The organism is Micromonospora sp. CNZ297 (assembly GCF_007827625.1).
Genome location: NZ_VISU01000003.1, coordinates 100,103 through 124,126, shown reverse-complemented (window position 1 = coordinate 124,126; position 24,024 = coordinate 100,103). Strand labels below are relative to the sequence as shown.

Genomic DNA, 24,024 nt, shown 5'->3' with positions numbered 1-24,024 from the left:
GATGGCTAAGAGCGGTCTGGCCGCCCGGCTCTACCGGGGCGAGGCGGATCTCAACATCGTCGGGCGGCGCAAGCTGTGGTTCGGCGTGGCCGGCGTGCTCGTGCTGATCGCCGTGCTGAGCTTCGCGATCAGCGGCTTCAAGCTGGGCATCGAGTTCGCGGGCGGCAACTCGTTCCAGGTGCCGGCCAGCGTCGGCACCCTGGACCAGGCCGAGCGGACCGTCGACGACGTGCTGGCCGACGAGGCGCCGGGCGTCGAGGTGGTCAGCGCGCAGAAGGTCGGCGGCACCAGCGGCGAGTTCTACGAGATGCGCACCGGCCAGCTCTCCGCCGAGCAGGCCAACGCGGCCAAGACCGCGATGGCGCAGGAGTTCGGCATCCCGGCCGACCAGATCAGCGGCAGCCAGGTCTCCGAGGCCTGGGGCAGCCAGGTCACCTCGCGCGCCTTCCTCGGTCTGGTGATCTTCATCGCGGTGGTGTCGATCTACCTGGTGCTGCGCTTCGAGTGGCGGATGGCGGCCGCCGCCATCGTCTCGCTGCTGACCAACCTGGCCCTGACCGCCGGCATCTACTCGCTGGTCGGCTTCGAGGTCACCCCGTCGACGATCATCGGCTTCCTCACGATCCTGGGCTTCGCGCTCTACGACGTGGTGGTGGTCTTCGACAAGGTGCAGGAGAACACGCGCGGCATCACCGCGAACAACAACGTCACCTACGGCGAGGCGTCCAACCTGGCGCTCAACCAGAGCCTCATGCGGTCGCTGAACACCTCGGTCGTGGCGCTGCTGCCGGTCGGCGGTCTGCTGTTCATCGGCGCCGGCCTGCTCGGCGCGGGCACGCTGAAGGACCTCGGCCTGGTGCTGTTCGTCGGTATGGCGGTGGCGTTCCTGACCTCGATCCTGCTCGCCACGCCGCTGCTGGTGCTGCTGAAGAACATGGACCCGCGGATCAGCGCCCACAACAAGCGGGTGCTGTCCCGCCGGGCCGCGCTCGCCCGGGGCGAGATCACGCCGAAGGGCCCGCGTGCCACCACGCCGGCCGCCGACGCGCCGATCGACCCGGAGGCGGCGGCGCTGGCCGGTGCCGCACCCAAGGTGGGTGCCCGGCCGGCCGGCAAGCGTCCCAGCGGTGCCCGCGGCGGCCGTCCCGCCGGGGGCGGCGGCAACCGGCCCGGCGGCAAGCGCCGCTGACCGCAGGGCCGGACGGAATCGGTCCGACGGCGTCCGTCATGCTGATGTCACGGCATGACGGACGCCGTCGTCGTTTCGAGAGGACATGGGACGCACAGTGACGGAGACCCACACCACAGGGGTACGGGGAGACAGCGGCCCGGAGGTCGCCCAGCTCGTCGCCAGCCGGTTGCTGGACGTGCCGGACTTCCCCAAGCCGGGTGTCGTGTTCAAGGACCTGATGCCGCTGTTCGCCGACGGTGAGGCGTTCCGGGCGGTGATCGACGGCATCATCGCGTACCACGGGCCGGAGTCGTTCGACACCGTCGCCGGCATCGAGGCACGCGGGTTCGTGCTGGCGGCGGCGGTCGCGTACGCCACCGGCGTCGGCGTGGTGCCGGTGCGCAAGGCCGGCAAGCTGCCCCGGGCCACGCACTCCGCCTCCTACGCGCTGGAGTACGGCGAGGCGACGCTGGAGGTGCACCAGGACGCCTTCACCGCGGGCCACCGGGTGCTGGTGCTCGACGACGTGCTCGCCACCGGCGGGACCGCCGAGGCGACGCTCGACCTGGTGGAGCGCGCCGGCGGCACGGTGGCCGGGTTCACCGTGCTGCTGGAGCTGGGCTTCCTCGAGGGCCGTAAGCGGCTGGCGCAGCGCCCGGTCCATGCCCTGTTGACCGTTTGACCAGGCCGGCCCGTCGGGCCGGTCGGCGCCGACCGTCCGGGGGAGCGGTGGCGTACCCTGCGTACGGGTAGCATTGCCCTTTGCCCGACCCGGCCGAGCTGTCCGGGGCGGCGAAGGCGCCGGGGCCCGGCCCCGGCGACCGCGTGGAACAAGACCGGCCTCCGGGCCGGTTGAACCAGACGTCGGCCGGACGGCCGGCGCATCCCGGCGAGCGGTGAGGAGGCCGGTGTCCCACGATGTCGTCCCTCCGGTGGAGGGCACGGTGCACCCGACAGGCGACGCGGACGGCTCGGTGACCGAGCGCAGCGGCAACCCGCCGGCCCGGGCGACCGGCGCCACCGGCGGTGCGTCCGACGCGACGGCCGACGGCGGGGCGGTCGTGGTGCCGTTCCCGACCGAGGGTTCCACCGAGTCCACGCCCGGCAGCGGTTTCGCCCTCTCCAACGCGCCCACCGGCCGGCGGGTACGCGCCCGGCTGGCCCGGTTCAACGCGCCCTGGCAGACCTCGCAGGTCAGCGAGGTGCTGGAGCCGCTGATCGCGACGCACCGGGAGAACCACCCCAAGGCCGACGCGCGGCTGCTCCAGCGCGCCTTCGACACGGCCGCGCGGTGGCACTCGGGTCAGTACCGCAAGTCCGGCGACCCCTACATCACGCACCCGCTCGCCGTGGCGACCATCCTGGCGAACCTGGGCATGGACACCACCACGCTGGTCGCGGCGCTGCTGCACGACACCATCGAGGACACCGAGTACACGCTCGACCAGATGCGCGCCGACTTCGGCGGTGAGGTCGCGCTGCTCGTCGACGGCGTCACCAAGCTCGACAAGGTCAAGCTCGGCGACGCGGCCAAGGCGGAGACCATCCGCAAGATGGTCGTCGCGATGGCGAAGGACCCGCGGGTCCTGGTGATCAAGCTGGCCGACCGGCTGCACAACATGCGGACGCTCACCTTCCTGCCCCGCCCCAAGCAGGAACAGAAGGCCAAGGAGACGCTGGAGATCCTGGCCCCGCTGGCGCACCGCCTCGGTATGAACACGATCAAGTGGGAGCTGGAGGATCTGGCCTTCGGCACGCTGTTCCCGAAGCGGTTCGAGGAGATCAACCGGCTGATCGGGGAGCACCAGCCGCAGCGCGAGGCGCTGCTGCGCCAGGTGACCCAGAAGGTGTCCACCGACCTGAAGGCCGCCAAGATCAAGGCGGAGACCACCGGGCGACCGAAGCACCTCTACTCGATCTACCAGAAGATGATCGTGCGGGGGCGCGACTTCAACGACATCTACGACCTGGTCGGTGTGCGGATCCTGGTCGACACGGTGCGGGACTGCTACGCGGCGCTGGGGGTCATCCACGCCAACTGGCAGCCGGTGCCGGGCCGGTTCAAGGACTACATCGCCATGCCCAAGTTCAACATGTACCAGTCGTTGCACACGACTGTCATCGGGCCCACCGGCAAGCCGGTGGAGATGCAGATCCGCACGTACGCGATGCACCGCACCGCCGAGTTCGGCATCGCCGCGCACTGGAAGTACAAGGAGCACAAGGGCACCCCGGTGGTGGGCCCGCCGGCGCACATCGACGAGATGACGTGGCTGCGGCAGCTGCTGGACTGGCAGCGTGAGGCGGCGGACCCGAGCGAGTTCCTGGACGCGCTGCGGTTCGACCTGTCCAGCCAGGAGGTGTACGTCTTCACCCCGAAGGGTGACGTCATCCCGCTGCCGACCGGGTCGACGCCTGTGGACTTCGCGTACGCGGTGCACACCGAGGTCGGGCACAAGTGCATCGGCGCGCGGGTCAACGGCAAGCTGGTGCCGCTGGAGTCGACGCTGTCCAACGGCGACGTGATCGAGATCTTCACGTCGAAGTCCGACACGGCCGGACCGACGCAGGACTGGCTGGGCTTCGTCAAGAGCCCGCGGGCGCGTACCAAGATCCGCCAGTACTTCAACAAGGAGCGGCGCGAGGAGGCGATCGAGGCCGGCAAGGACGCGATCGTCAAGGCGATGCGCAAGCAGGGCATGCCGTTGCAGCGGATGCTCACCTCGGACGCGCTGATGGCGATCGCCCGGGACCTGCATCTGGCCGACGTGGCCTCGCTGTACGCGGCGGTCGGCGACAGCCAGGTCTCCGCGCAGTCGGTCGTGCAGAAGCTGATGGCCTCCTACGGCGGCGAGGAGGGCGCGGCGGAGGACATCGCCGAGACCGCCGTCGCCACCCGGCCGCCGCGCAGCCGGCAGAGCAGCGCCGACCCGGGTGTCGTGGTCCGCGGTGTCAGCGACGTCTGGATCAAGCTGGCCCGCTGCTGCACGCCGGTGCCGCCGGACTCGGTGTTCGGGTTCGTCACCCGCTCCGGCGGGGTCAGCGTGCACCGGGACGACTGCGCCAACGCCGAGGACCTGCGCGCCCAGCCCGAGCGGGTGGTCGAGGTGAGCTGGAAGCTCACCTCCGCCTCCACGTTCCTGGTCGCCATCCAGGTCGAGGCGCTGGACCGGCACAAGCTGCTCGCCGACGTGACGAGGGTGCTGTCCGAGGAGCGGGTGAACATCCTCTCCGCGACCGTCACCACCACCCGCGACCGGGTGGCGGTCAGCCGGTTCAGCTTCGAGATGGCCGACCCGAAGCACCTCGGGCACCTGCTGGCCGCCGTCCGCAAGGTCGACGGCGTGTTCGACGCGTACCGGGTCACCTCGGGGGCCTGAGCCACCACGCACGCGAAAGCGCCCGCCGGCTGCGATCAGCCGGCGGGCGCTTCGTCGTCGTACGGGTGCGGTCAGCCGCCCTGGACCGGGCTCATCGTCACCTTGGTCATGGTGATCTCCTTCTTCGGGTGACCACCGCCGGCCTGCTTGGCGAACGCGCCGTCGTCACCGGCCGCGGCGACCTGCTTCACCACGTCCATGCCGCCGGTGATGGTGCCCAGCACCGTGTAGTTCGGGTCGAGCGGCGAGTCGCCGTACACGATGAAGAACTGGCTGCCCGTGCTGCCCGGCTGGCCGGAGTTGGCCATCGCGATGACACCCTCCGGGTACGGCGGGCGCTTGTTGGTCGGCAGGTTCTCCTCGGCCAGGTTGTAGGACGGGCCGCCGGTGCCGTCGGTGTCCCGCCAGCCCTTGCCGGTGGCGCTCGGGTCGCCGCACTGGAGCACCTTGATGCCCTCGGTGACCAGCCGGTGGCACTTGGTGTTGTCGAAGAAGCCCTTCTCCGCCAGGTGCGTGAAGCTACCGGCGGTGCAGGGCACGGCGGCACGGTCGATCTTGGCGGTGATCGGGCCCAGGTTGGTGTCGATGGTCATCGTCTGGGTGCCCTTGCCGGACTGCTGGGTCGGCGGGAGGCCGACGTCCTTGATCTGCGGCGGACGGCCCTCCTTGGGCACCTCCGTGTACGCGCACTGGACGGCCCCGGCGGCGGCGGTCGTGCCGCCCTGCTTGTCGTCGTCGTCGCCGAGCGCGGCGACGAGCCAGACCGTGCCGGCCACGACGAGCACCAGCACCGCCGCGGCCCCGACGATCGCCTGGGTCTGCCGGCGCTTGCGGGCCCGGCCGGCCCGTTCCGCCATCTCCCGCTCGAGCTTGGCCCGCGCCGCCGCGCGCTGGCGGTCTCTGGTGGACGTCACGGTCACTCCTCACCTGCTGCGTATGGGGTCGGCGCGCGCGCCGCCGGTCACGTGTGGGTCACCGGCGGCGGGGCCGCCGGATCGGGTTGTCGGGTCAGCCCGCGCTGGCGCTGGGCGACGGCGCGGGACTGCCGGCCGGCGCCGCGCCGGGCTCGCCGACTGTGACGCTCTGGACCAGCACCTGCGTCTTCGGCTTGACCTTGGCGCCGTTGCCATTGTCCACCGTCGGCATGGCGCCGATCTTCTCCACCACGTCGAGCCCACCGGTGACCTTGCCGACCACCGAGTAGGCCGGCTTGGCCGGGCTGGCGTCCTTGAAGAAGATCAGGAACTGGCTGCCGTTGCTGCCGGGCGGGTTGCCGATCATGGCGACGGTGCCCTTCGGGTACGTCGCCGGCTGCCCGGGCGCCGGCGAGGCCGACGGGCTCGGCTCAGGCGCGGCCGGGACGTTCTCGTCGTAGAACGAGTAGGTCGGGCCGCCGAGCCCGGTGCCGGTCGGGTCACCGCAGCGCAGCGCGCCCTCGGCGGTGATCTCGTGGCAGGTGGTGTTGTCGAAGAACGACCGGCCGGCCAGGTAGCTCAGGCTCGCCGCGCCGCACGGCGCGTCGGTCTGGTCCAGCTCGACGGTGATCGGCCCACCCTGGTTGGTGGTGATCGTCATCGGGCGGGTGCCGGAGGTGGGCAGGCCCGTGGTGGGCGGCTGGCCGACGTCCTTGAGGTTGGTGTTGACGGCGCCGTCCTCCGCGCTCCAGAGGCAGACGTCCTCGGCGGCCTTCTTCTCCGGCTCGGAGTCGAACGCGCCGAGCGCCCAGGCGGAGCCGGCCACGATCAGCACGAGCACCACCGCGGCGCCCACGCCGGCCCGGATCTGCCGGCGGCGCTTCGCGACCGCCGCCCGCCGGGCGAGTTGCCGGTCGAGCTTGGCGCGCGCCAGTTTGCGCTGCCGGTCCCTGCTGGAAGCCACGCGCGCTCCCCTTCCTCTGCCTGATCGCCGCCGGCGCCGGGCGCCGTCCGCCGTTCCGATCGGGGTGCGCCACGCCACACGCCCGCCAGAGTGTACGGGTAGCGACTGTGAATGTGGTGTACGAGGTCCCGCCGTCTCAGCCCGGCCGGGGCGGACCGGGCCGGTGGCGGACGGAACTCGCCGGCCGCTACGACTAGGCTGCAGGCAGACGACGACCGGACGGAAAGGGGAGCGACGTGCTCGTGGCCGGCTTTCCCGCGGACGCCTTCGGCACCAACTGCTACGTGGTGGCGACCGGGCCGGGGGAGCAGTGCGTGGTGGTCGATCCCGGCATCGGGGTGCTCGACCGGCTCGACGCCGTGCTCGCCGAGCACCGCCTGCACCCGGCCGCCGTGCTGCTCACCCACGGCCATCTCGACCACACGTTCTCCGTCGCCCCGGTCTGCGGCGCGCGGGGCATCCCCGCCTACGTCCACCCGGACGACCGGGAGCTGCTGGCCGACCCGAGCAAGGCGCTGTCGATGGACCTGACCCAGCTGTTCGGCGGCCGGCTGCCGTACGCCGAGCCGGACGACGTGGCCGAGCTGACCGACGGCGCGACGCTGTCGCTGGCCGGGTTGGAGATCACCGTCGACCACGCCCCCGGCCATACCGGCGGGTCGGTGCTGTTCCGGTTGCCCGGCGCCGGCTCGCGCTGGGAGGCGGAGCAGATCTGCCTCTCCGGTGACGTGCTGTTCGCCGGCTCGATCGGCCGCACCGACCTGCCGGGCGGCAGCATGCCCCGGATGCTGTCCAGCCTGCGGGACAAGGTGCTCCCGCTGGCCGACGACACAGTCGTCCTGCCCGGCCACGGCCCCGCGACCACGATCGGCCGCGAGCGCGCGACCAACCCGTACCTCGTCGAGGTGGCGGGCACCGGCGGCGCGCGCCCGGCCGCGCCCACCCGAGGCCTCTGACCGCCGCGACCCACGACGTTCGCCCGCGCCCCGCGCGGGATCGAGGAGTACGCCATGAGCAAGCCCACGCCCATCTCCGGCTTCCCCGAGTGGACGCCGGCTCAGCGGATGATCGAGCAGTTCGTGCTCGACCGGATCCGCGCCACGTTCGAGCTGTACGGCTTCGCGCCACTGGAGACCCGCTCGGTGGAGCCGCTGGATCAGTTACTGCGGAAGGGGGATACCGCAAAGGAGGTCTACCTGCTGCGCCGGTTGCAGGCCGACACCGACGGCCCGGCCGGCGACGACGCGCTCGGCCTGCACTTCGACCTGACCGTGCCGTTCGCCCGCTACGTGCTGGAGAACGCCGGCAAGCTGCAGTTCCCGTTCCGCCGCTATCAGATCCAGAAGGTGTGGCGCGGTGAGCGTCCGCAGGAGGGCCGGTACCGGGAGTTCCTCCAGGCCGACATCGACATCGTCGACCGGGACACCCTGCCGGCCCACTACGAGGCGGAGATGCCGCTGGTCATCGGCGACGCGCTGCGGTCGCTGCCGATCCCGCCGGTGCGCATCCAGGTCAACAACCGCAAGATCTGCGAGGGGTTCTACCGGGGCATCGGGCTGACCGACGCGGAGGCGGCGCTGCGCGCCGTCGACAAGCTCGACAAGATCGGCCCGGCCGGGGTGACGGAGCTGCTGGCGAGCACCGCCGGGGCGAGTGAGGCGCAGGCCAAGGCCGTGCTGTCGCTGGCCGAGATCTCCGCGCCGGACGCCTCCTTCGCCGACGCGGTGCGCGGCCTCGGGGTGAGCGACCCGCTGCTGGACGAGGGCGTCGCGGAACTGACCGCCGTGGTGGAGACCGCCGCCGCGCACGCACCCGGCCTCTGCGTGGCCGACCTGCGCATCGCGCGGGGCCTGGACTACTACACGGGTACGGTCTACGAGACGCAGATGATCGGCTACGAGCGGTTCGGCTCGATCTGCTCCGGCGGCCGGTACGACAACCTGGCCAGCTCGGGCAACGTCCGGTTCCCGGGGGTGGGCATCTCGATCGGGGTGACCCGGCTGCTCGGTCTGCTGTTCGGCGCCGAGGCGCTGTCGGTGTCCCGCTCGGTGCCGACCTGCGTGCTGGTGGCGGTCACCGCCGAGGAGGACCGGGCGGCCAGCGACGCGGTCGCGGCGGCGCTGCGGTCGCGCGGTGTGCCCACCGAGGTGTCCCCGTCGGCGGCCAAGTTCGGCAAGCAGATCCGGTACGCCGAGCGGCGTGGCATCCCGTACGTCTGGTTCCCCGGCGCGGAGGGCGACGAGGTCAAGGACATCCGTTCCGGCGAGCAGGTGCCCGCCGCGGCGGGGGAGTGGACGCCGCCTCGGGCGGACCTGAAACCGCTGGTCGGCCCGGCCGGCACTGGCGCCTGACGACGTTTCGACCTACGGTGGCGTAAGTTACGCCACCGTAGGGAGAACGTCGTGACCGTGCTCAGCCAGACCGCTCTGCTCACCGAACTCGAGCCGGTGGTCGAGAAGAACCTCGACCGCCACCTGTCGCTGGCCAAGGAGTGGTTCCCGCACGAGTACGTGCCGTGGAGCGAGGGCCGCACCTTCGACGGCCCGCTGGGCGGCGAGGCCTGGTCGCCGGAGGACTCGACGCTGCCCGAGGTGGCGCGTACCGCGCTGATCGTCAACCTGCTCACCGAGGACAACCTGCCGTCGTACCACCACGAGATCGCCACCCTGTTCGGGCGCGACGGCGCGTGGGGCACCTGGGTGCACCGGTGGACCGCCGAGGAGGGGCGGCACGGCACGGCGATCCGCGACTACCTCACGGTGACCCGGGCGGTGGACCCGGTGGCGCTGGAGCGGGCCCGCATGGTGCACATGTCGGCGGGCTACCAGAACGTCCACGACCAGGAGATGCTGCACTCGCTGGCGTACGTGTCGTTCCAGGAGCTGGCGACCCGCATCTCGCACCGCAACACCGGCCGGGCCACCGGCGACCCGATGTGCGAGGCGCTGCTGGCCCGGGTGGCCGCGGACGAGAACCTGCACATGGTCTTCTACCGCAACCTGCTCGGCGCGGCGTTCGAGCTGGCGCCGTCGCAGGCGATGCGCGCCGTCGCCGACGTGCTGGCCAACTTCCAGATGCCGGGTGTCGGCATCGACGGCTTCGCCCGCAAGTCGGTGGCGATCGCGCTGGCCGGGATCTACGACCTGCGCCAGCACCGCGACGAGGTGGTGATGCCGGTGCTGCGCCAGTGGAACCTGTTCGAGGTGACCGGCCTGAACGCCGACGGCGAGGCCGCCCGTGACCAGATCGCCGCCCACCTGGAGACCCTGGAGACCCAGGCGTCCCGCTTCGAGGACCGCCGAGCCGCCCGAGCCGCCCGCGTATCCGCGACGACCCAGGCCTGACCCCCGCCCCCTCTCCCTGCTTTCCCGCGCGATCTTGCACTTACGGCCCCCGCATTTGCCGCGAAACCGGCGCCGCGGGGGCCGCAACTGCAAGATCGCCGAGAACGGGCGGGGCGGTCAGGGGAGGGGGAAGATGAGGCAGGTCGAGGTGGCGTGGGCTACCAGGCGGCCGGCCGGGTCCGTCAGGCGGGCCTCGGCCAGGGCGGTACGGCGGCCTCGCTGGAGCACCGTGCCCTCACACCGCAGTGTGCCGGTGTCGACGGTGACCGGGCGCAGGAACTTCACGTTGAGGTCCAGCGACGTGAAGCCGACCCCGGCCGGCAACGTGGTGTGCACGGCGCACGCCGCGGCGGTGTCCAGCAGCGTGGAGATGACGCCGCCGTGCACCGTGCCGAGCGGGTTGTAGTGGAACTCCTGCGGCAGCAGCTCGACCGCGACGCGCCCCTCCTCGGCCTCCATCCGGGACATGTCGACGAGGTGCATGATCGGCGGCGCGTCCAGCTCGCCGGCGATCATCGCCTGCATCAGCTCCAGGCCGCTGCGCCGGCCCAGGTGCGCGGCGCCGGCCGCCGGGTCGGACCAGGTGAACGTGCGGGTGCGCTCCTGCGTCTGCGTCATGGACTCAGCCTCGCAGCGCGTTGCTGAGTCTGTCAATCAGACCTAGCCTGGTCGGCATGAGACCCGCGGCACTGGACTGGTCGGTGGAGAACTGCACCATCGCGCGCGCCATGGAGATCCTCGGCGAGCGGTGGACCCTCGTCGTGCTCCGCGAGGTCTTCAACGGCGTACGCCGGTTCGACGACATGCGGGTGCGGACCGGCATTCCGCGCCAGGTGCTGACGAACCGGCTCGCCATGCTCGTCGAGCGCGGTGTGCTGCGCCGGGAGCCGTACCGCGAGCCGGGCAGCCGGCCGCGCCACGAGTACCGGCTCACCGAGATGGGCCTGGACCTGTGGCCCGTGCTCGTCGCGGTGCTCGGATGGGGTGACCGCTACCTGGCCGACCCGGAGGGCTCGCCGCTGAGCGTGGCGCACCGTGACTGCGGCGCCGAGGTCCGGGTCGCCTTGCGCTGCGGCGAGGGGCACGAGATCACCGGGGCGCGGGACGTGCTGCCCCGCCCGGGTCCGGGCGCCCGTCGCCGTACGCCCTGAACCGGCTCTGACAGATGATGTCGATGTTGTTGCTCCGGCGTTACATCGGGCGCGGGTGCGAATCCGGGCAAAGTCATGTCTTGCTTACGATCTTAAATATGTGAATACTTTGGGCACCCGGGCGGTTTCCCCAGGTCGCCCGGGTTGTCCTCGGGCGCGCCCCCATGACAGCGCCCGTTCACCCCCATTCGGAGGTTGTTACATGCGACCCACGAGGTCCACGCTCCGCCGCGCCGCCGCAGTCGCCGTCGCCGGCACCCTGGTCACCGGCTCGCTGCTCGGCGCACCCGCGCAGGCCGCCCCCACGGCCCTCTCGCCGGACGCCGCCGCCACCCTCGTCGAGAAGCTCGGTGCCCGCGCGGCCGGCACGTACGCCGACGCCAGCGGCAAGATGGTCGTCACGGTGACCGACACCGCGACCGCCCGCCAGGTGCGCGCCGCCGGTGCCATCCCGAAGATCGTGGCCCGCGGCGCGGACAAGCTCAACGCCGCCACCAGCGAGCTGGAGCGCTCCGCCAAGATCCCCGGCACCGCCTGGTGGACCGACCCGGCCACGAACCAGGTCGTCGTCTCCGTCGACAGCACCGTCACCGGCGCCAAGCTGGAGCGGGTCAAGGCCGCCGCCGCCCGTCACAACGGCGCGATCCGCATCGAGGCCGAGGCCGGCACGCTCAGCACCCGGATCTCCGGCGGCCAGGCCATCTACGCCGGCGGCGGGGGCCGTTGCTCGCTCGGGTTCAACGTCCGCAGCGGCTCGACCTACTACTTCCTCACCGCGGGTCACTGCACCAACATCTCGTCGAGCTGGTACAGCAACTCCGCGCAGACCAGCCTGCTCGGCACCCGGACCGGCACCAGCTTCCCGGGCAACGACTACGGCATCGTCCGGCACAACAACTCGGCCAACGCGGCCGGCAACGTGTCGCTCTACAACGGCAGCTTCCAGGACATCACCTCGGCCGGCAACGCGTACGTCGGCCAGTCCGTCCGCCGTTCCGGCAGCACCACCGGCCTGCGCAGCGGCAGCGTCACCGCCCTCAACGCGACCGTGAACTACGCCGAGGGCAGCGTCTCCGGCCTCATCCGCACCAACGTCTGCGCCGAGCCGGGCGACAGCGGCGGCTCGCTGTTCGCCGGCACCGTCGCGCTCGGCCTCACCTCCGGTGGTAGCGGCAACTGCCGCACCGGTGGCACCACCTACTTCCAGCCGGTCACCGAGGCCCTCAGCCGCTACGGCGTGAGCGTCTTCTGATCCACGCACCGCTGTGAACGGGCCGCCGGGTGACCGGCGGCCCGTTCCGCGTACCCGTCTCAGGTGCCTGCCCCGAGGCGGCCCGGACCGACCGGCGGTCCGTCCGGGCGCGGCGGGTCCGACGGCCGGACCGTCCAGTGCCGGTGGGCCCGCCGCGCCGACAGCACCGCCGCCAGCGGCCAGAGCGTCACCGCGAGCGCCGCCACCCGCTCGGCCAGCCCGGTCCGGGAGCCGCCCGTCACCTCCGCCACCGACCAGCCGAACAACGCCAGCAGCACGGCCGTCACGGCCAGCGCCACCGGCCGGCGGAACGCCCACGGCGGCCGGCCCGCCGGGGAGGCGGCCACCTCGCGCGGCACCCTGCGGGGCAGCCGCAGCGCCGACCCGGCCGGCCAGAGCGCCAGCGCGAGCACCGCCACGGTGGCCACCACCCCGTGTGCCGGGGAACCGCCCACCTGCGGCCGGGGGAACGCGATGAGCGCGACGGTGGACACCCCGCCGACCGCCAGCAGGAAGCGGCTGGGCAGCCCGGCGGCGTGCAGCGCGGCGGCGGTGGCGCAGTAGCAGCAGCCGAGCAGCACCAGCGCGCCGCCCATCAGCCACGGATCGGTGGCGCCCTCACCGGCCAGCTCGCTGATCGTGTCCCGCACCGGGTCGTACCCCGGCCCCTGGCGGGCGCCCGCCACCGTCCAGCCCGCCACCAGCAGCGCGGGCGCGGCGGCCGCGGTGACCACGGCCCAGCTCGGTACGGCACGCACCCGGCCACGGTAGACCGCCGGACCCGGCCCGCACGGCGCTTTCGCCACCGTCGGGGTGGACCGGCTCGACGGGTGCCCGGGAGCGGGCCCGCCCGCCCTGACAGAATGCGGGGGAGCAGTGAGTGGACCAGATTGAGGAGACGCCAGCCGTGATCCGTACCCACAATGCCGGAAGCCTGCGCGCCGCGGACGCCGGCTCGACGGTGACGCTCGCCGGGTGGGTGGCCCGCCGGCGCGACCACGGCGGTGTCATCTTCGTCGACCTGCGCGACGCCTCCGGCGTCGTGCAGGTGGTGTTCCGCGAGGAGGACGCGCACGCGCTGCGCAACGAGTTCTGCGTCAAGGTCACCGGCGAGGTGACCCGCCGCCCGGAGGGCAACGAGAACCCGGACCTGCCCACCGGCGAGGTCGAGGTGACCGCGTCCGAGCTGGAGGTGCTCTCCGAGGCCGCGCCGCTGCCGCTGCCGGTGGACGACCAGATCGAGGCCGGCGACGACATCCGGCTCAAGTACCGCTACCTGGACCTGCGCCGGGGCGGCCCGGCCAAGGCCATGCGGCTGCGCTCGCGGGCCAACCAGATCGCCCGCGGCGTGCTGCACGAGCGGGACTTCCTGGAGATCGAGACGCCGACGCTGACCCGCTCCACCCCGGAGGGCGCCCGCGACTTCCTGGTGCCGGTGCGGCTGCAGCCGGGCAGCTGGTACGCGCTGCCGCAGTCGCCGCAGCTGTTCAAGCAGCTGCTGATGGTCGGCGGCATGGAGCGGTACTACCAGATCGCCCGCTGCTACCGCGACGAGGACTTCCGCGCCGACCGGCAGCCGGAGTTCACCCAGCTCGACATCGAGATGTCGTTCGTCACCGAGGACGACGTGATCGACCTCGGCGAGGCGATCGTCTCGGCGCTGTGGAAGGACCTCGCCGGCTACGAGATCGCCCGGCCGATCCCGCGCATCACCTGGCACGACGCCATGTCCCGCTACGGCTCGGACAAGCCGGACCTGCGCTACGGCGTGGAGCTGACCGAGCTGACCGACTACCTGCGCGGCACCGAGTTCCGGGTGTTCGCCGGCGCGATCGACGCGGGCGGCTACGTCGGCGCGGTGGTCATGCCCGGCGGCGCCTCGCAGACCCGCAAGGAACTGGACGGCTGGCAGGACTGGGCCAAGGCGCGCGGCGCGCGCGGCCTGGCGTACGTGGTGCTGGACGCCGAGACCGGCGAGGCGCGCGGCCCGGTGGCGAAGAACCTGTCCGAGGCGCACCTGTCCGGCCTGGCCGACGCGGTCGGCGCGAAGCCCGGCGACGCGGTCTTCTTCGCCGCGAGCACGAACACCCGCGAGGCGCAGGAACTGCTCGGCGCGGCCCGGATCGAGATCGCCAAGCGGGCGAACCTGATCGACGAGAGCGCCTGGGCGTTCTGCTGGGTCGTGGACGCGCCGATGTTCGAGCGCACCGACGAGGGCGGCTGGACCGCCGTGCACCACCCGTTCACCTCGCCGAACGCCGAGTGGGTGGACCGGTTCGAGGAGGCGCCGGACCGGGCGCTGGCATACGCGTACGACATCGTCTGCAACGGCAACGAGATCGGCGGCGGCTCGATCCGTATCCACCGTGGCGACGTGCAGCAGCGGGTGTTCGACCTGCTCGGCATCACCGCCGACGAGGCGCAGGACAAGTTCGGCTTCCTGCTGGAGGCGTTCAAGTACGGCGCCCCGCCGCACGGCGGCATCGCGTTCGGCTGGGACCGGGTCTGCATGCTGCTGGCCGGCGCGGACTCGATCCGCGAGGTCATCGCGTTCCCGAAGACCCGGGGCGGCTTCGACCCGCTGACCGGCGCGCCCACCCCGATCACCGGGCAGCAGCGCGCCGAGGCCGGCATCGACGCCAAGCCGAAGGCGCCGGCCGGCCCGCACGCCGGCACCGCCGGTCCGGCCGCGCCGGTGGCCGACCCCACCTGATCCTCGCCTCGTCGAAGGGCCCGCGTCATGATGACGCGGGCCTTTTCGATCTTCAGGGGGACTGATGCGTCTGCTCGTGGTGGGAGCCAGCGGCTTCCTCGGCGCCGAGGTGTGCCGGCAGGCGGTCGCCGCCGGGCACCGGGTGGCCGGCACGTACCAGTCCGCCACCGTGGCGGTGCCCGGCGTCGCGCCGCACCGGCTCGACGTGACCGACCGCGCCGCCGTGCGCGAGCTGCTGACCCGGGTACGCCCCGACGCGGTCGTCGCCACCCCCTACCGGTACGACGACTGGGCGGTCACGGCGGACGGGGCGGCCCACATCGCGGTCGCCGCCGCCGAGGTGGGCGCCCGGCTGGTGCACCTGTCCAGCGACGCGCTGCACGCCGGGCGCCCGAAGCCGTACGCGGACGAGGACGTGCCCACGCCGCTGCACCCGTACGGGGCGGCGAAGGCGGCGGCGGAGACGGCGGTGCGGGCGGTGGATCCGGGCGCGGTGCTGGTGCGGACGTCGCTGATCGTGGGGGAGGGCAGCAAGCAGATCCGGCTCTGCCGGGACGCGCTGGCCGGCCGGGCCACGTTGTTCACCGACGAGCTGCGCTGCCCGGTGCACGTCGCCGACCTCGCCGCCGCGGTGCTGGAGCTGGTGCCGGGCGGCTACGCCGGGCTGCTGAACGTGGCCGGGCCGGACGCGGTGAGCCGCGCCGAGATGGGGCTGCTGGTGGCCCGGCACGACGGGGTGGACGCGGGCGGGCTGCGGACGACCACGATCGCCGCCGCCGGACTGCACCGTCCGGGCGAGGTGGTGCTGGAAACCAGCCGTGCCGCGGGGCTGCTGCGGACCCGGCTGCGCGGGATCACCGAGCTGTACGGCTAGTTGCACAGATTCTTTGCAAGCATCTTGTGCACGGAAAGTGTGCACAGATATTGTGCATCTCATGGAGGAGAAGAAGCGGCCCGAGGAACGCGCCGTACGCATCGACCACCGTCAGGTTCGCGCGCTGGCCCAGCCGCTGCGCATGCGGCTGATCGGGGCGCTGCGCGTGGCAGGCCCGTCCACCGCCACCGCCCTGGCCGAGATGCTCGGCACCAACAGCGGCGCGACCAGCTACCACCTGCGCCAGCTCGCCGAGGTCGGTCTCGTGGTCGAGGACCCCAACCTCGGCACCGGCCGGCAGCGCTACTGGCGGGCCGCGCACGACGTCACCAACTGGGAGTCGAGCGACTTCGACGACGACCCCGACTCGCGGGCCGCGATCGAGTGGCTGGAGGCCGACTACGTCCGCTTCTTCGCCGGACACGCCGAACGCTGGTTCGCCCAGCGGCACCAGTGGGGACCGGCCTGGCGCGACGCGTTCGGCATGGGCGACTTCTTCATGCGGATCCCGGTCTCCCGGCTCGAAGCGATCAAGGAGGAGGTCTTCGCGCTCTTCGAGCGGCACCGCGACGAGACCGACCCCGACGATCCCGACGCCGAGACGGTCCAGCTCTACCTCGCCGCCCTCCCGATGGACGCGGCGTTCCCGCGGCCCGCCCCGCCGTCCACCGAGGAGAAGCCGTGACCGCGCTGTCCGTACGCCAGATCCGGTTCCGCTACCTCACGCTGTACGGCCTGCGCTGGCTGCCCAGCGGCCTGCTCATGCCGGTGATGATCCTGCTGATGCAGGAACGCGGGCTCACGCTGTCGCAGATCGGCCTGGTCGCCACCGCGCAGGGCCTCGTCGTGCTGGCGCTGGAGCTGCCCACCGGCGGCTTCGCCGACGCGCTCGGCCGCAAGCCGGTGCTGGTCGTCGCCTGGGTGCTCGGCCTGGGCTCGCTGGCGCTGATGGCGGTCGCCGACTCGTTCTGGATGTTCTTCCTGGTCTGGGCGTTGCAGGGCGTCTACCGGGCGCTCGACAGCGGCCCGATGGAATCCTGGTACGTCGACGCCACGCTCGCCGTCGACCCGAAGGCCGAATACGAGCGCGGCCTCGGCTGGGCCGGCACCGTGATCGGCGTCGCGATCGGCGCGGGCGCGCTGCTCAGCGGCGGCCTGGTCGCGCTCGGCCCGGTCGGCCCGGTCAGCGCGCTGGCCCTGCCGGTGATCGTCGCCGCCGTGCTCCAGGCCGTCTCCATCGTGGCGCTGCTGGCGCTGATGGCGGAGCGGCGGCCCGCGTCCGGCCCGGCCGCGCTGCGCGCCTCGGTGGTCGACGCACCCCGGATGGTCGGGCAGGCCGTCGGGCTGCTGCGCCGCAACCGGGTGCTGGCGGCCCTGGTCGCCGTCGAGCTGTTCTGGGGCTTCGGCATGGTCACCTTCGAGTCGCTGCTCCCGGTACGCCTCGCCGACGTGCTCGGTGACCCGGACCGCGCGGCGGCGCTGCTCGGCCCCGCCGGCACGGCGGCCTGGCTGGCGAACGCCGCCGGTGCCGCGCTCACCCCGTTCCTGCTGCGCCGCCTCGGCGCCGCCCCGGCCGCCGCGCTGATGCGCATCCTGCAGGGCGTGACTGTGGTCGGCATGGGTCTGCTGGCCGGCCCGGTCGGCGTGCTCATCGCGTACCTGGCCTGCTACGCCGTGCACGGCGCGTCGAACCCGCTGCACATGGGACTGCTGCACCGGCAGGTCGACGGCCCGTACCGGACCAGCGTGCTCTCGCTGAACTCGATGGCCGCCCAGCCGGCCGGCGCGCTCGGCGCGGTGACGCTGACCGCGCTGGCCGACGCCACGAGCGTCAGCATCGCCATGGTCGTCGGCGCGGTGATGCTCGCCGTGGCCGCGCCGCTCTACCTGCCGGCCTGGCGCGCCGCCCGCCGCAACACGCAGGACGTCACCGTGGAACCGGAGTCGACGGTAGGCGGCCCCGGCCACGCCGGCCCGCCCCTCGACGCGGCCCCCGCGGTGGCCGCGCCCGCTCCCGCCGGCCGCGACTGAGCCGACCGGCCGGGTGGAACGTCATGGGTGTCTCGGACGTCGTTCGACACCCATGGCGTTCCACCCACGCCGTCGGGGCGTCGCGCGTCAGGCGAGCTCGACGGAGGTGCGGCGTTCGGCGGCGGTGAAGCCGAGCCGGCGGTACAGCCGGATCGCGCCCACGTTGTCCGGGTAGACGCCCAGCGCCACGGCGTCGTACCTGCCGAACAGGGCGCATGTCATCCCGGCGGTCAGCGCCGCACCCAGCCCTCGGCCGCGATGCCCCGGTGCGACAGTCAGCCCGGCCAGGAAGCCGATGTCGCCGCGGCTGCGATCGGCGCCGCAGGCGAGCAGGCGGTCACCGTCGCGGATGCCGTACCAGTCGACGATGCCCGGCTCGCCCGGCCGCGACGTGGTGGCCGGGAACGCCTCCTCGATCAGCGCGGCCAGGGTGGGGTGGTCGGCCTCGGTGAGGCGTACCACCCGCTCCTGCTCCGGCTGGTGCGGCGGCGGGCCGGTGGCCCAGAGGAGGTCCCACTCGGTCAGCCGGGCCACCGGCAGCCGCGCGGCCACCTCGTCCGGATCGGCGTGGGACAGGTTGACCGACTGGCCGGCCCGCAGCGTCCCGTCCGCCCGCTGGGCGGCGAACACGTCGAGCGCCGGGCCGGGGGCGCCGACCGCCCCGCCGGCCGACCAGCCACCCGGTGGCAGCAGCCATCCGACCGCGCCGTCGTGCCGCCATCCCCGTACGGCCAGGCCGCGCCGGAGCGCGTGCCGGGCGTACGGGTGGTGGCCGGCCGCGGCGAGCAGCCCCTCCCGTTCGGTCAGCGACTCGTCGACCGTGATCATTCCGCCAGCGTACGACCATCCCCGCTGGTACCGAGGGCCGAGGCACCGCCTGTTCCACGGTGGAGATTGACGAACAGACCGATTGGGTACATCCGTCGCCGACCTGCTGGGAACCCCCACCGGAGGAACGACATGCTCGCCATTCTCGCGGCCATCGTGTTCGGCTTCGCGCTGCTGCTCGACTTCATGAACACCGACCTCGGCGCGCCCGATCTGTTCAGCACCACGACGCTCATGCTCATCGGCTTCCTGCTGCTCTCGCTCTACCTCGCCGGGGTCGGCTCCGGCCCGCGCGGCGGCGGTGGCGGCCGGTGGTACCGGGGCCGGCGGCCGGGTCGCGGCTGACCGGAAAAGACCACCCGGGTCGGGGCGGCGGCGCGATTCCGGCGTCGTCGGCCCGGCCCGGTACTGTCTTCGTGATGGAATCGGACGCCCTCTTCACCCTCGGCGAGCCGGCCGGCGCACCCGCGGGCGCGGGCGGCGCCGACGGCTTCACCGACACCCGGGCGGACTCGCCCCTGCCGGTGCGGATGCGGCCGGCCGGCATCGACGAGCTGGTCGGGCAGGAGCACCTGCTCGCGCCGGGGGCGCCGCTGCGCCAGCTGGTCGAGGGCGCGGCGCCGATGTCGGTGATCCTCTGGGGGCCGCCGGGCAGCGGCAAGACCACCATCGCGCACCTCGTGGCCCGGGCCACCGACCGGCGGTTCGTGGCGATGTCCGCGCTCACCGCGGGCGTCAAGGACGTCCGCGCCGTGATCGAGACCGCCCGCCGGCAGCGCCGGTCCGGCGGCCCGCCGACGGTGCTGTTCATCGACGAGGTGCACCGGTTCAGCAAGACCCAGCAGGATTCGCTTCTCGCCGCGGTCGAGGACCGCACTGTCACGCTGCTCGCGGCGACCACCGAGAACCCGTACTTCTCGGTCATCTCGCCCCTGCTGTCGCGCTGCGTGCTGCTCACCCTCCAGGCCCTCGACGACGACGACGTACGCGGCCTGCTGCGCCGCGCGGTGGCCGACGAGCGCGGGCTCGGCGGCGCGCTGGTCCTGGCCGAGGAGGCGGAGGACCACCTGGTCCGGCTCGCCGGGGGCGACGTGCGCAAGGCGCTCACCGCGCTGGAGGCGGCGGCTGCCACCGCGACCGCGCTCGGCACCGGCCGGATCGACCTCGCAGTGGCCGAACAGGCGGTCGACGTGGCGGCGGTGCGATACGACCGCGACGGCGACGCCCACTACGACGTGACGAGCGCGTTCATCAAGAGCATGCGCGGCTCGGACGTGGACGCGGCACTGCACTGGCTGGCCCGGATGGTGGTGGCCGGGGAGGACGCCCGGTTCATCGCCCGCCGGCTGGTGATCTTCGCGAGTGAGGACGTGGGAATGGCCGATCCCACCGCGCTGACCGTGGCCACCGCGGCCGCCCACGCGGTCGAGTACGTGGGCCTGCCGGAGGCACAGCTGAACCTGGCCCAGGCGGTCATCCACCTGGCCACCGCGCCGAAGTCGAACTCGGCCACGACAGCGATCGGCGCCGCCGTCGCCGACGTACGCGCGGGTCGTGGCGGCGCGGTGCCGCGCGGGCTGCGCGACGCCCACTACTCCGGCGCGCGGGGCCTCGGCCACGGCGCCGGCTACCGCTACCCGCACGACGACCACCGGGGGGTGGTCACCCAGCAGTACGCTCCGGACGACCTCGTCGGAACCGACTACTACCAGCCCAGCGGGCACGGCGCGGAGCGGGCGGTGGCCACCCGGCTGCCGCTGCTGCGCCGGATCGTGCGCGGGCTGCCGGCTCCGGCGACCCGGGCGGAGGCCGGCGCCCCGGCCGCCGCGAACGGGGCCCGGGTGGGGGGCGGCGAGCAGTCCAGCGGGGCGAGTGAGGGCGGCAGCGACGCCGCCGAGGGGGGTCAGTAGTGATGGCGCGTGGTCCGGAGCGGCCGGCGGACGGCCCCGACGAGCGGCGCGACCCGCGCGGCAAGGGCCGCCGGTGGGGACGCGGCCGGGCCGAGCCCGAGCTGGACCCGACTGTCGTCGGCGAGGAACTCGGCTGGATCGACGACCTGCGTACCGCCAAGCAGCAGGGCGGCGAACTCGGACCGGACGGGGGCGTGCCCGCGCCGCGGCCTGACGCCGATCCGTCCTGGCCGGCCGGCGAGCCGTCCCGGCCACCCCGCCCGGCCGCCGCACCGGGGCCGGGCCCCGGCATGCCACCCGGCGGCCGACAGGCTCCGCGGCCCCCGGCACCGGGCTCCCCGCCGCCCTCGACCGGTCAGCCGGTTCCGCCACCCTCGCCCGCCGGCCGGCCCGGTACTCCGCCGGCCGGCGCGCCCCAGACTCCCGGCCGGGCCGTTCCGCCCCCGGCTGCCGCACCGCAGACTCCCGGCCGGGCCGTTCCGCCGCCCGCCGCGCCGCACACGCCCGGCCGGCCCCATCCGGGCGGGCCCGCTCCGGTCGGCCGAACCGACCCGACGCTGCCGCCCGTGACCGGCCGTCCGGGTCCGGCTGCGCCCCCGGCCGCCGGCCGTCCCGGGGGACCGGTCACCGGTCGACCCGGTACCGACCTGCCCCCGGCCCCCGGTCGACCGGGCATGGACACGCCTCCGCCGCCGGGACGGTCCGGCGTGGACACCGCCCCGCCGTCCGGCCGGCCCGGCGTGGACATGCCCCCGGCCCCCGGGCGTCCGGCCGCGGACACGCCGCCGGGGGCCCGCCCACCGGTCGTGGACGCGCCCTCCGGCGGTGGCCGTCCCGGCCCGGAGACGCCGCCCGGTGGTGGCCGGCCCGGTCCGCGTCCGCCGGTCATGCGCCGTCCCGACACGCCCGGTCCGGCCGCGCCGCCGGTGCGCCCCGGCGGTCCCGAGACCGGTGCCCCACGCCGGCCCGGTGACGGCCCCTGGCCGGGCGGCCCCGAAGCCGGCGCCCCGCGCCGCCCCGTCGACGGTCCGTGGCCCGGCGTGCCCGAGGCGCCCCGTCCGGCCGACGCGCCGTACCGCCGCCGCGTGGACGGACCCACCGGCCAGCAGCCGCCCGTCGCCGGCACCCGCGTCCCGCCCGCTGCGCCGCCGCCCGGCCGGGCACCCGCCGCCCCGGGCCGCCCGCCCGCCGACGGCGACAGCCGCGTACCGCCGACGCCCCGCGGCCGGCACGGAGCCGGGCCCGAGGTCCCGCACCAGGCCGATCCGACGATCCCGCCGCCGTCCGGCGGCCGCCGGGCCCGGCCGGACGACACCGCCGGCATCCAGCCGGTCTCCGGTGGTGCCCGCCGGGCGCGCGCCGAGGACGCCGACGCCGTCCAGCCCGTTCCGGGGGGACGCCGAGCGCGCCCCGATGACGTGGCACCCGGCACCCAGCCGGTCTCGGGGGCGGGCCGCCGGGCCCGTGCCGACGACGTTCCGCCCGGTACCCGGCCGGTCTCCGGTGCAGGCCGTCGCGCCGCGCCGGAAGGCGTCGTACCCGGCGGGCCGGCCGGACGAGCCGTTCCGGACGCCGCCCCGGTCTCCGGTGGCGGGCGACGCGCCCGGCACGACGAGCCCACCGGCGGCCACCACGTGCCCGCCCCTGGCGGCGGAACCGCAGCCGTGCCCACTCCGGGCACCGGCCGGCGGGCCGCCCCGGACCGCTCCCCGGTCGTACCGCGCAGCGGAAACGCGCCGGACCTGCCGGGCGCGCCCGTCTCCGGCAGCCCGGCGACCGGCCCGACCCCGCCCGCCGGCCGCCGCGGCGCGCCCGCCGGCCGCGGTGCCGCGCCCGACGGCCGCCGGACCGCGCCCGACGAGCCGGGCGGTACCGGCGTCGGCGCCGAGACACCCGGTCGCCGGGCCGCCCGTGACGACGCCGGTGAGCCGCGGCCGCAACGGCCCGACCGGCCCGCCGACTGGCTGCGGCAGGCGGGTCGCACGCCACACACCGACCCCGCCATGCCGGTCACCCGCCGCCCGGCCGGCCCTCCGGCCGACCAGCCGTCCGGCCGTTCCGAAGCGCCCGCCGGCCGGGCCGGCGTCGCCGTCCCGCCGGTGCGTCCCGAGCCGGGTACGCCGTCCCGGCGGCCCGGACAGCCCGGCCCCGATGTGCCGGCGCGCACCGAACCGGCGGTCCGCCCCGACCAGCCCGGCCCGGTCGTGCCCCCGGCCCGGCCTCAGCCGTCCGACCCGTCGCCCGGTAGGCCCGGCCCGGCCCGCGGCGCGGCCCGCCCCGGTGTCGCGCCCACTCCCGGCCCGCGCGGCGACGTCGAGCGCACGGGTGGGATCCCGGCGGGCGGTGGCCGTCCCGGTGGTGCCCCCGCGGGTCCGGCCGGTCCCGGTCCGCGTGGTGACGTCGATCGCACGGGGGGGATTCCGGCCGGTGCCGGCCGCCCCGGAGCCGGTCCGGCTGGACCCGGTGGTGACGGACGCGGGGTGGCACGCCCCGACGACACCCGGCCCGGTGCCGGGCCTCGTCCGCCGGTGGCCCCCGGTGCCAGAGGGCCGGCAGGCGACGGCCCGGTGCCGCCCGGTGCTCCGGTGACCGCCCGCGCGGCAGCCGGCGTGGCCCGCCCGGTCGCGCCGGACGAGCGGACCACCGGACGGGCGACGCCACCCGGAGCGGAGCCGGACCGGACCGGACCGGGCAACGCGGCGACACCGGCGGCGGCCCGGGCGGCTGTGGTCGTACCCCCGGGGGAGCCCGCGGGGCCACGGCCCGCTGCGGGCGGCGCGCCGCGGCCCGGCGGTCCCGGACCGGACGACAGCGGCGCGGAGGCCGGTGGTCTGCGCGGCGCCCGGTCGGAGCTGCGCCGGCAGATGCGCGAACGCAGCCGGCTGCGGCTGGGCATCCTCGCCCTGGTCAGCCTCGTGCTGCTCGGTGCGGTGCCGCTCTACTTCGGGATGCGTACGCTCAGCCGTGACCCGGTCTTCGACACCCTCGACGCGCTCGCCGTGCCCGCCTGGGCACAGAGCAACACGGTCGACAACGTCAGCGGCAGCCGCTGGTGCCTCCAGGACTGCCGCCTCCGTGAACGCTCCGTCGAGTCGGAGCAGGGGTGGAAGGAGACCGTCGCGGTCTACGAGGAGGCGCTGGCCGGGGACGGGTGGCGGCGCTGGAAGGTCGACCGTTGCCCGGACGAGAAGGTCCCTGGTAGCTACACCTGCTGGCGCCGGGACGAACTCACGCTCGACCTGTGGGTGCGCGACCGCACCTGCACGCCCCCGCCGGTGGACGGGGCGCCCGCGCCGACCGCGCCGCCCGCGCCCGCAGCGGCGGAGTGCACCGGCTCGTTGGTGTCGGTGAAGGTGCGCAACGCGATCGACGACGAGCGCACCGGACCGACGCCGACCACCGATCCGTCACTCACCGGTGAGGATCCGTACCCCACCCTGACCGACGACCCGCTGGGCGAGGCGACCCCCTCACCGTCGTGAGCCGACTTTC

20 protein-coding genes are annotated in these 24,024 nt (G+C 74.3%); 15 read left to right on the top strand and 5 right to left on the bottom strand.

Annotated features, from left to right (window positions below):
* Position 1: 1 nt before the first annotated feature.
* The 3 genes from secF to FB454_RS06825 all read left to right on the top strand — a co-directional run bounded on the left by secF (position 2) and on the right by FB454_RS06825 (position 4,551).
* Entirely contained in the window at positions 2–1,189 is a 1,188-nt protein-coding gene (secF, locus tag FB454_RS06835) for a protein translocase subunit SecF (protein ID WP_013285468.1), read from the top strand.
* A gap of 97 nt (positions 1,190–1,286) precedes the next feature.
* Positions 1,287–1,853, top strand: a complete 567-nt coding sequence (locus FB454_RS06830) for an adenine phosphoribosyltransferase (protein WP_030271021.1) — start codon at positions 1,287–1,289, stop codon at positions 1,851–1,853.
* 226 nt (positions 1,854–2,079) lie between these two features.
* Positions 2,080–4,551, top strand: coding sequence for a RelA/SpoT family protein (locus FB454_RS06825; RefSeq protein ID WP_013285470.1), 2,472 nt, complete (start codon positions 2,080–2,082; stop codon positions 4,549–4,551).
* A 71-nt stretch (positions 4,552–4,622) separates the two neighbouring features.
* Here the strand turns inward: FB454_RS06825 and FB454_RS06820 are convergent, their stop codons facing one another.
* The gene (locus FB454_RS06820; RefSeq protein WP_013474875.1) at positions 4,623–5,465 is read right to left on the bottom strand and encodes a peptidylprolyl isomerase; all 843 of its coding nucleotides are present in this window, start codon (positions 5,463–5,465) and stop codon (positions 4,623–4,625) included.
* A gap of 94 nt (positions 5,466–5,559) precedes the next feature.
* A complete protein-coding gene (locus FB454_RS06815; RefSeq protein WP_013474876.1) occupies positions 5,560–6,429 on the bottom strand; it encodes a peptidylprolyl isomerase in 870 nt (289 codons plus the stop codon).
* Between the two features lie 236 nt (positions 6,430–6,665).
* Here FB454_RS06815 and FB454_RS06810 point away from each other — a divergent pair, with 236 nt between their 5' ends.
* The 3 genes from FB454_RS06810 to FB454_RS06800 are packed head-to-tail and all read left to right on the top strand — an operon-like array spanning position 6,666 to position 9,773.
* Positions 6,666–7,385 carry an MBL fold metallo-hydrolase gene (locus tag FB454_RS06810; protein ID WP_030271023.1) on the top strand — a complete coding sequence of 240 codons (720 nt, stop codon included), beginning with the start codon at positions 6,666–6,668 and terminating at the stop codon, positions 7,383–7,385.
* A gap of 54 nt (positions 7,386–7,439) precedes the next feature.
* Positions 7,440–8,780 (top strand): histidine--tRNA ligase, encoded by a 1,341-nt coding sequence (gene hisS / locus FB454_RS06805; RefSeq protein WP_013285474.1) that lies wholly within the window; start codon positions 7,440–7,442, stop codon positions 8,778–8,780.
* A 51-nt stretch (positions 8,781–8,831) separates the two neighbouring features.
* A complete protein-coding gene (locus FB454_RS06800; protein ID WP_145822668.1) occupies positions 8,832–9,773 on the top strand; it encodes an acyl-ACP desaturase in 942 nt (313 codons plus the stop codon).
* 117 nt (positions 9,774–9,890) lie between these two features.
* Here the strand turns inward: FB454_RS06800 and FB454_RS06795 are convergent, their stop codons facing one another.
* Positions 9,891–10,391, bottom strand: a complete 501-nt coding sequence (locus FB454_RS06795) for a PaaI family thioesterase (RefSeq protein WP_145822667.1) — start codon at positions 10,389–10,391, stop codon at positions 9,891–9,893.
* 56 nt (positions 10,392–10,447) lie between these two features.
* On the opposite strand from FB454_RS06795, the gene FB454_RS06790 reads away from it, so the two are divergent.
* A complete protein-coding gene (locus FB454_RS06790; RefSeq protein WP_013285477.1) occupies positions 10,448–10,924 on the top strand; it encodes a winged helix-turn-helix transcriptional regulator in 477 nt (158 codons plus the stop codon).
* A gap of 202 nt (positions 10,925–11,126) precedes the next feature.
* A complete protein-coding gene (locus tag FB454_RS06785) occupies positions 11,127–12,176 on the top strand; it encodes a S1 family peptidase (protein ID WP_013285478.1) in 1,050 nt (349 codons plus the stop codon).
* Positions 12,177–12,235: 59 nt separating this feature from the next.
* Here the strand turns inward: FB454_RS06785 and FB454_RS06780 are convergent, their stop codons facing one another.
* Positions 12,236–12,934: a DUF998 domain-containing protein gene (locus FB454_RS06780; protein ID WP_049794876.1), complete on the bottom strand. Its 699-nt coding sequence runs from the start codon at positions 12,932–12,934 to the stop codon at positions 12,236–12,238.
* 149 nt (positions 12,935–13,083) lie between these two features.
* On the opposite strand from FB454_RS06780, the gene aspS reads away from it, so the two are divergent.
* The 4 genes from aspS (at position 13,084) to FB454_RS06760 (ending at position 17,794) form a co-directional block, all read left to right on the top strand.
* A complete protein-coding gene (aspS, locus tag FB454_RS06775; RefSeq protein ID WP_013474880.1) occupies positions 13,084–14,889 on the top strand; it encodes an aspartate--tRNA ligase in 1,806 nt (601 codons plus the stop codon).
* A gap of 64 nt (positions 14,890–14,953) precedes the next feature.
* Positions 14,954–15,763: a sugar nucleotide-binding protein gene (locus FB454_RS06770; RefSeq protein WP_145822666.1), complete on the top strand. Its 810-nt coding sequence runs from the start codon at positions 14,954–14,956 to the stop codon at positions 15,761–15,763.
* A 61-nt stretch (positions 15,764–15,824) separates the two neighbouring features.
* On the top strand, positions 15,825–16,448 hold the full coding sequence (locus FB454_RS06765; protein ID WP_013474882.1) for an ArsR/SmtB family transcription factor: 624 nt from the start codon (positions 15,825–15,827) through the stop codon (positions 16,446–16,448).
* Positions 16,445–17,794, top strand: coding sequence for an MFS transporter (locus FB454_RS06760; protein ID WP_145822665.1), 1,350 nt, complete (start codon positions 16,445–16,447; stop codon positions 17,792–17,794). Before FB454_RS06765 ends, FB454_RS06760 begins: the two co-directional genes overlap by 4 nt.
* An 87-nt stretch (positions 17,795–17,881) precedes the next feature.
* Here the strand turns inward: FB454_RS06760 and FB454_RS06755 are convergent, their stop codons facing one another.
* A complete protein-coding gene (locus FB454_RS06755; RefSeq protein ID WP_145822664.1) occupies positions 17,882–18,622 on the bottom strand; it encodes a GNAT family N-acetyltransferase in 741 nt (246 codons plus the stop codon).
* 132 nt (positions 18,623–18,754) lie between these two features.
* Between FB454_RS06755 and FB454_RS06750 the strand changes: the two genes are divergently transcribed.
* The 3 genes from FB454_RS06750 to FB454_RS06740 all read left to right on the top strand — a co-directional run bounded on the left by FB454_RS06750 (position 18,755) and on the right by FB454_RS06740 (position 24,014).
* Positions 18,755–18,967: a hypothetical protein gene (locus FB454_RS06750; RefSeq protein ID WP_013285485.1), complete on the top strand. Its 213-nt coding sequence runs from the start codon at positions 18,755–18,757 to the stop codon at positions 18,965–18,967.
* Positions 18,968–19,041: 74 nt separating this feature from the next.
* Positions 19,042–20,532: a replication-associated recombination protein A gene (locus tag FB454_RS06745; RefSeq protein ID WP_030271033.1), complete on the top strand. Its 1,491-nt coding sequence runs from the start codon at positions 19,042–19,044 to the stop codon at positions 20,530–20,532.
* A gap of 2,864 nt (positions 20,533–23,396) precedes the next feature.
* Positions 23,397–24,014, top strand: coding sequence for a hypothetical protein (locus tag FB454_RS06740; RefSeq protein WP_013285489.1), 618 nt, complete (start codon positions 23,397–23,399; stop codon positions 24,012–24,014).
* Positions 24,015–24,024 lie beyond the last annotated feature (10 nt).

What these genes read in the sequence shown, in the direction of transcription:
- hisS (WP_013285474.1), top strand. Translation starts at nt 7,440, where the DNA reads ATGAGCAAGCCCACGCCCATCTCCGGCTTCCCCGAGTGGACGCCGGCT.
- FB454_RS06745 (WP_030271033.1), top strand. Translation starts at nt 19,042, where the DNA reads ATGGAATCGGACGCCCTCTTCACCCTCGGCGAGCCGGCCGGCGCACCC.
- FB454_RS06770 (WP_145822666.1), top strand. Translation starts at nt 14,954, where the DNA reads ATGCGTCTGCTCGTGGTGGGAGCCAGCGGCTTCCTCGGCGCCGAGGTG.
- FB454_RS06785 (WP_013285478.1), top strand. Translation starts at nt 11,127, where the DNA reads ATGCGACCCACGAGGTCCACGCTCCGCCGCGCCGCCGCAGTCGCCGTC.
- FB454_RS06750 (WP_013285485.1), top strand. Translation starts at nt 18,755, where the DNA reads ATGCTCGCCATTCTCGCGGCCATCGTGTTCGGCTTCGCGCTGCTGCTC.
- FB454_RS06755 (WP_145822664.1), bottom strand. Translation starts at nt 18,622, where the DNA reads ATGATCACGGTCGACGAGTCGCTGACCGAACGGGAGGGGCTGCTCGCC.
- FB454_RS06765 (WP_013474882.1), top strand. Translation starts at nt 15,825, where the DNA reads ATGGAGGAGAAGAAGCGGCCCGAGGAACGCGCCGTACGCATCGACCAC.
- FB454_RS06795 (WP_145822667.1), bottom strand. Translation starts at nt 10,391, where the DNA reads ATGACGCAGACGCAGGAGCGCACCCGCACGTTCACCTGGTCCGACCCG.
- secF (WP_013285468.1), top strand. Translation starts at nt 2, where the DNA reads ATGGCTAAGAGCGGTCTGGCCGCCCGGCTCTACCGGGGCGAGGCGGAT.
- FB454_RS06740 (WP_013285489.1), top strand. Translation starts at nt 23,397, where the DNA reads ATGCGCGAACGCAGCCGGCTGCGGCTGGGCATCCTCGCCCTGGTCAGC.
- FB454_RS06790 (WP_013285477.1), top strand. Translation starts at nt 10,448, where the DNA reads ATGAGACCCGCGGCACTGGACTGGTCGGTGGAGAACTGCACCATCGCG.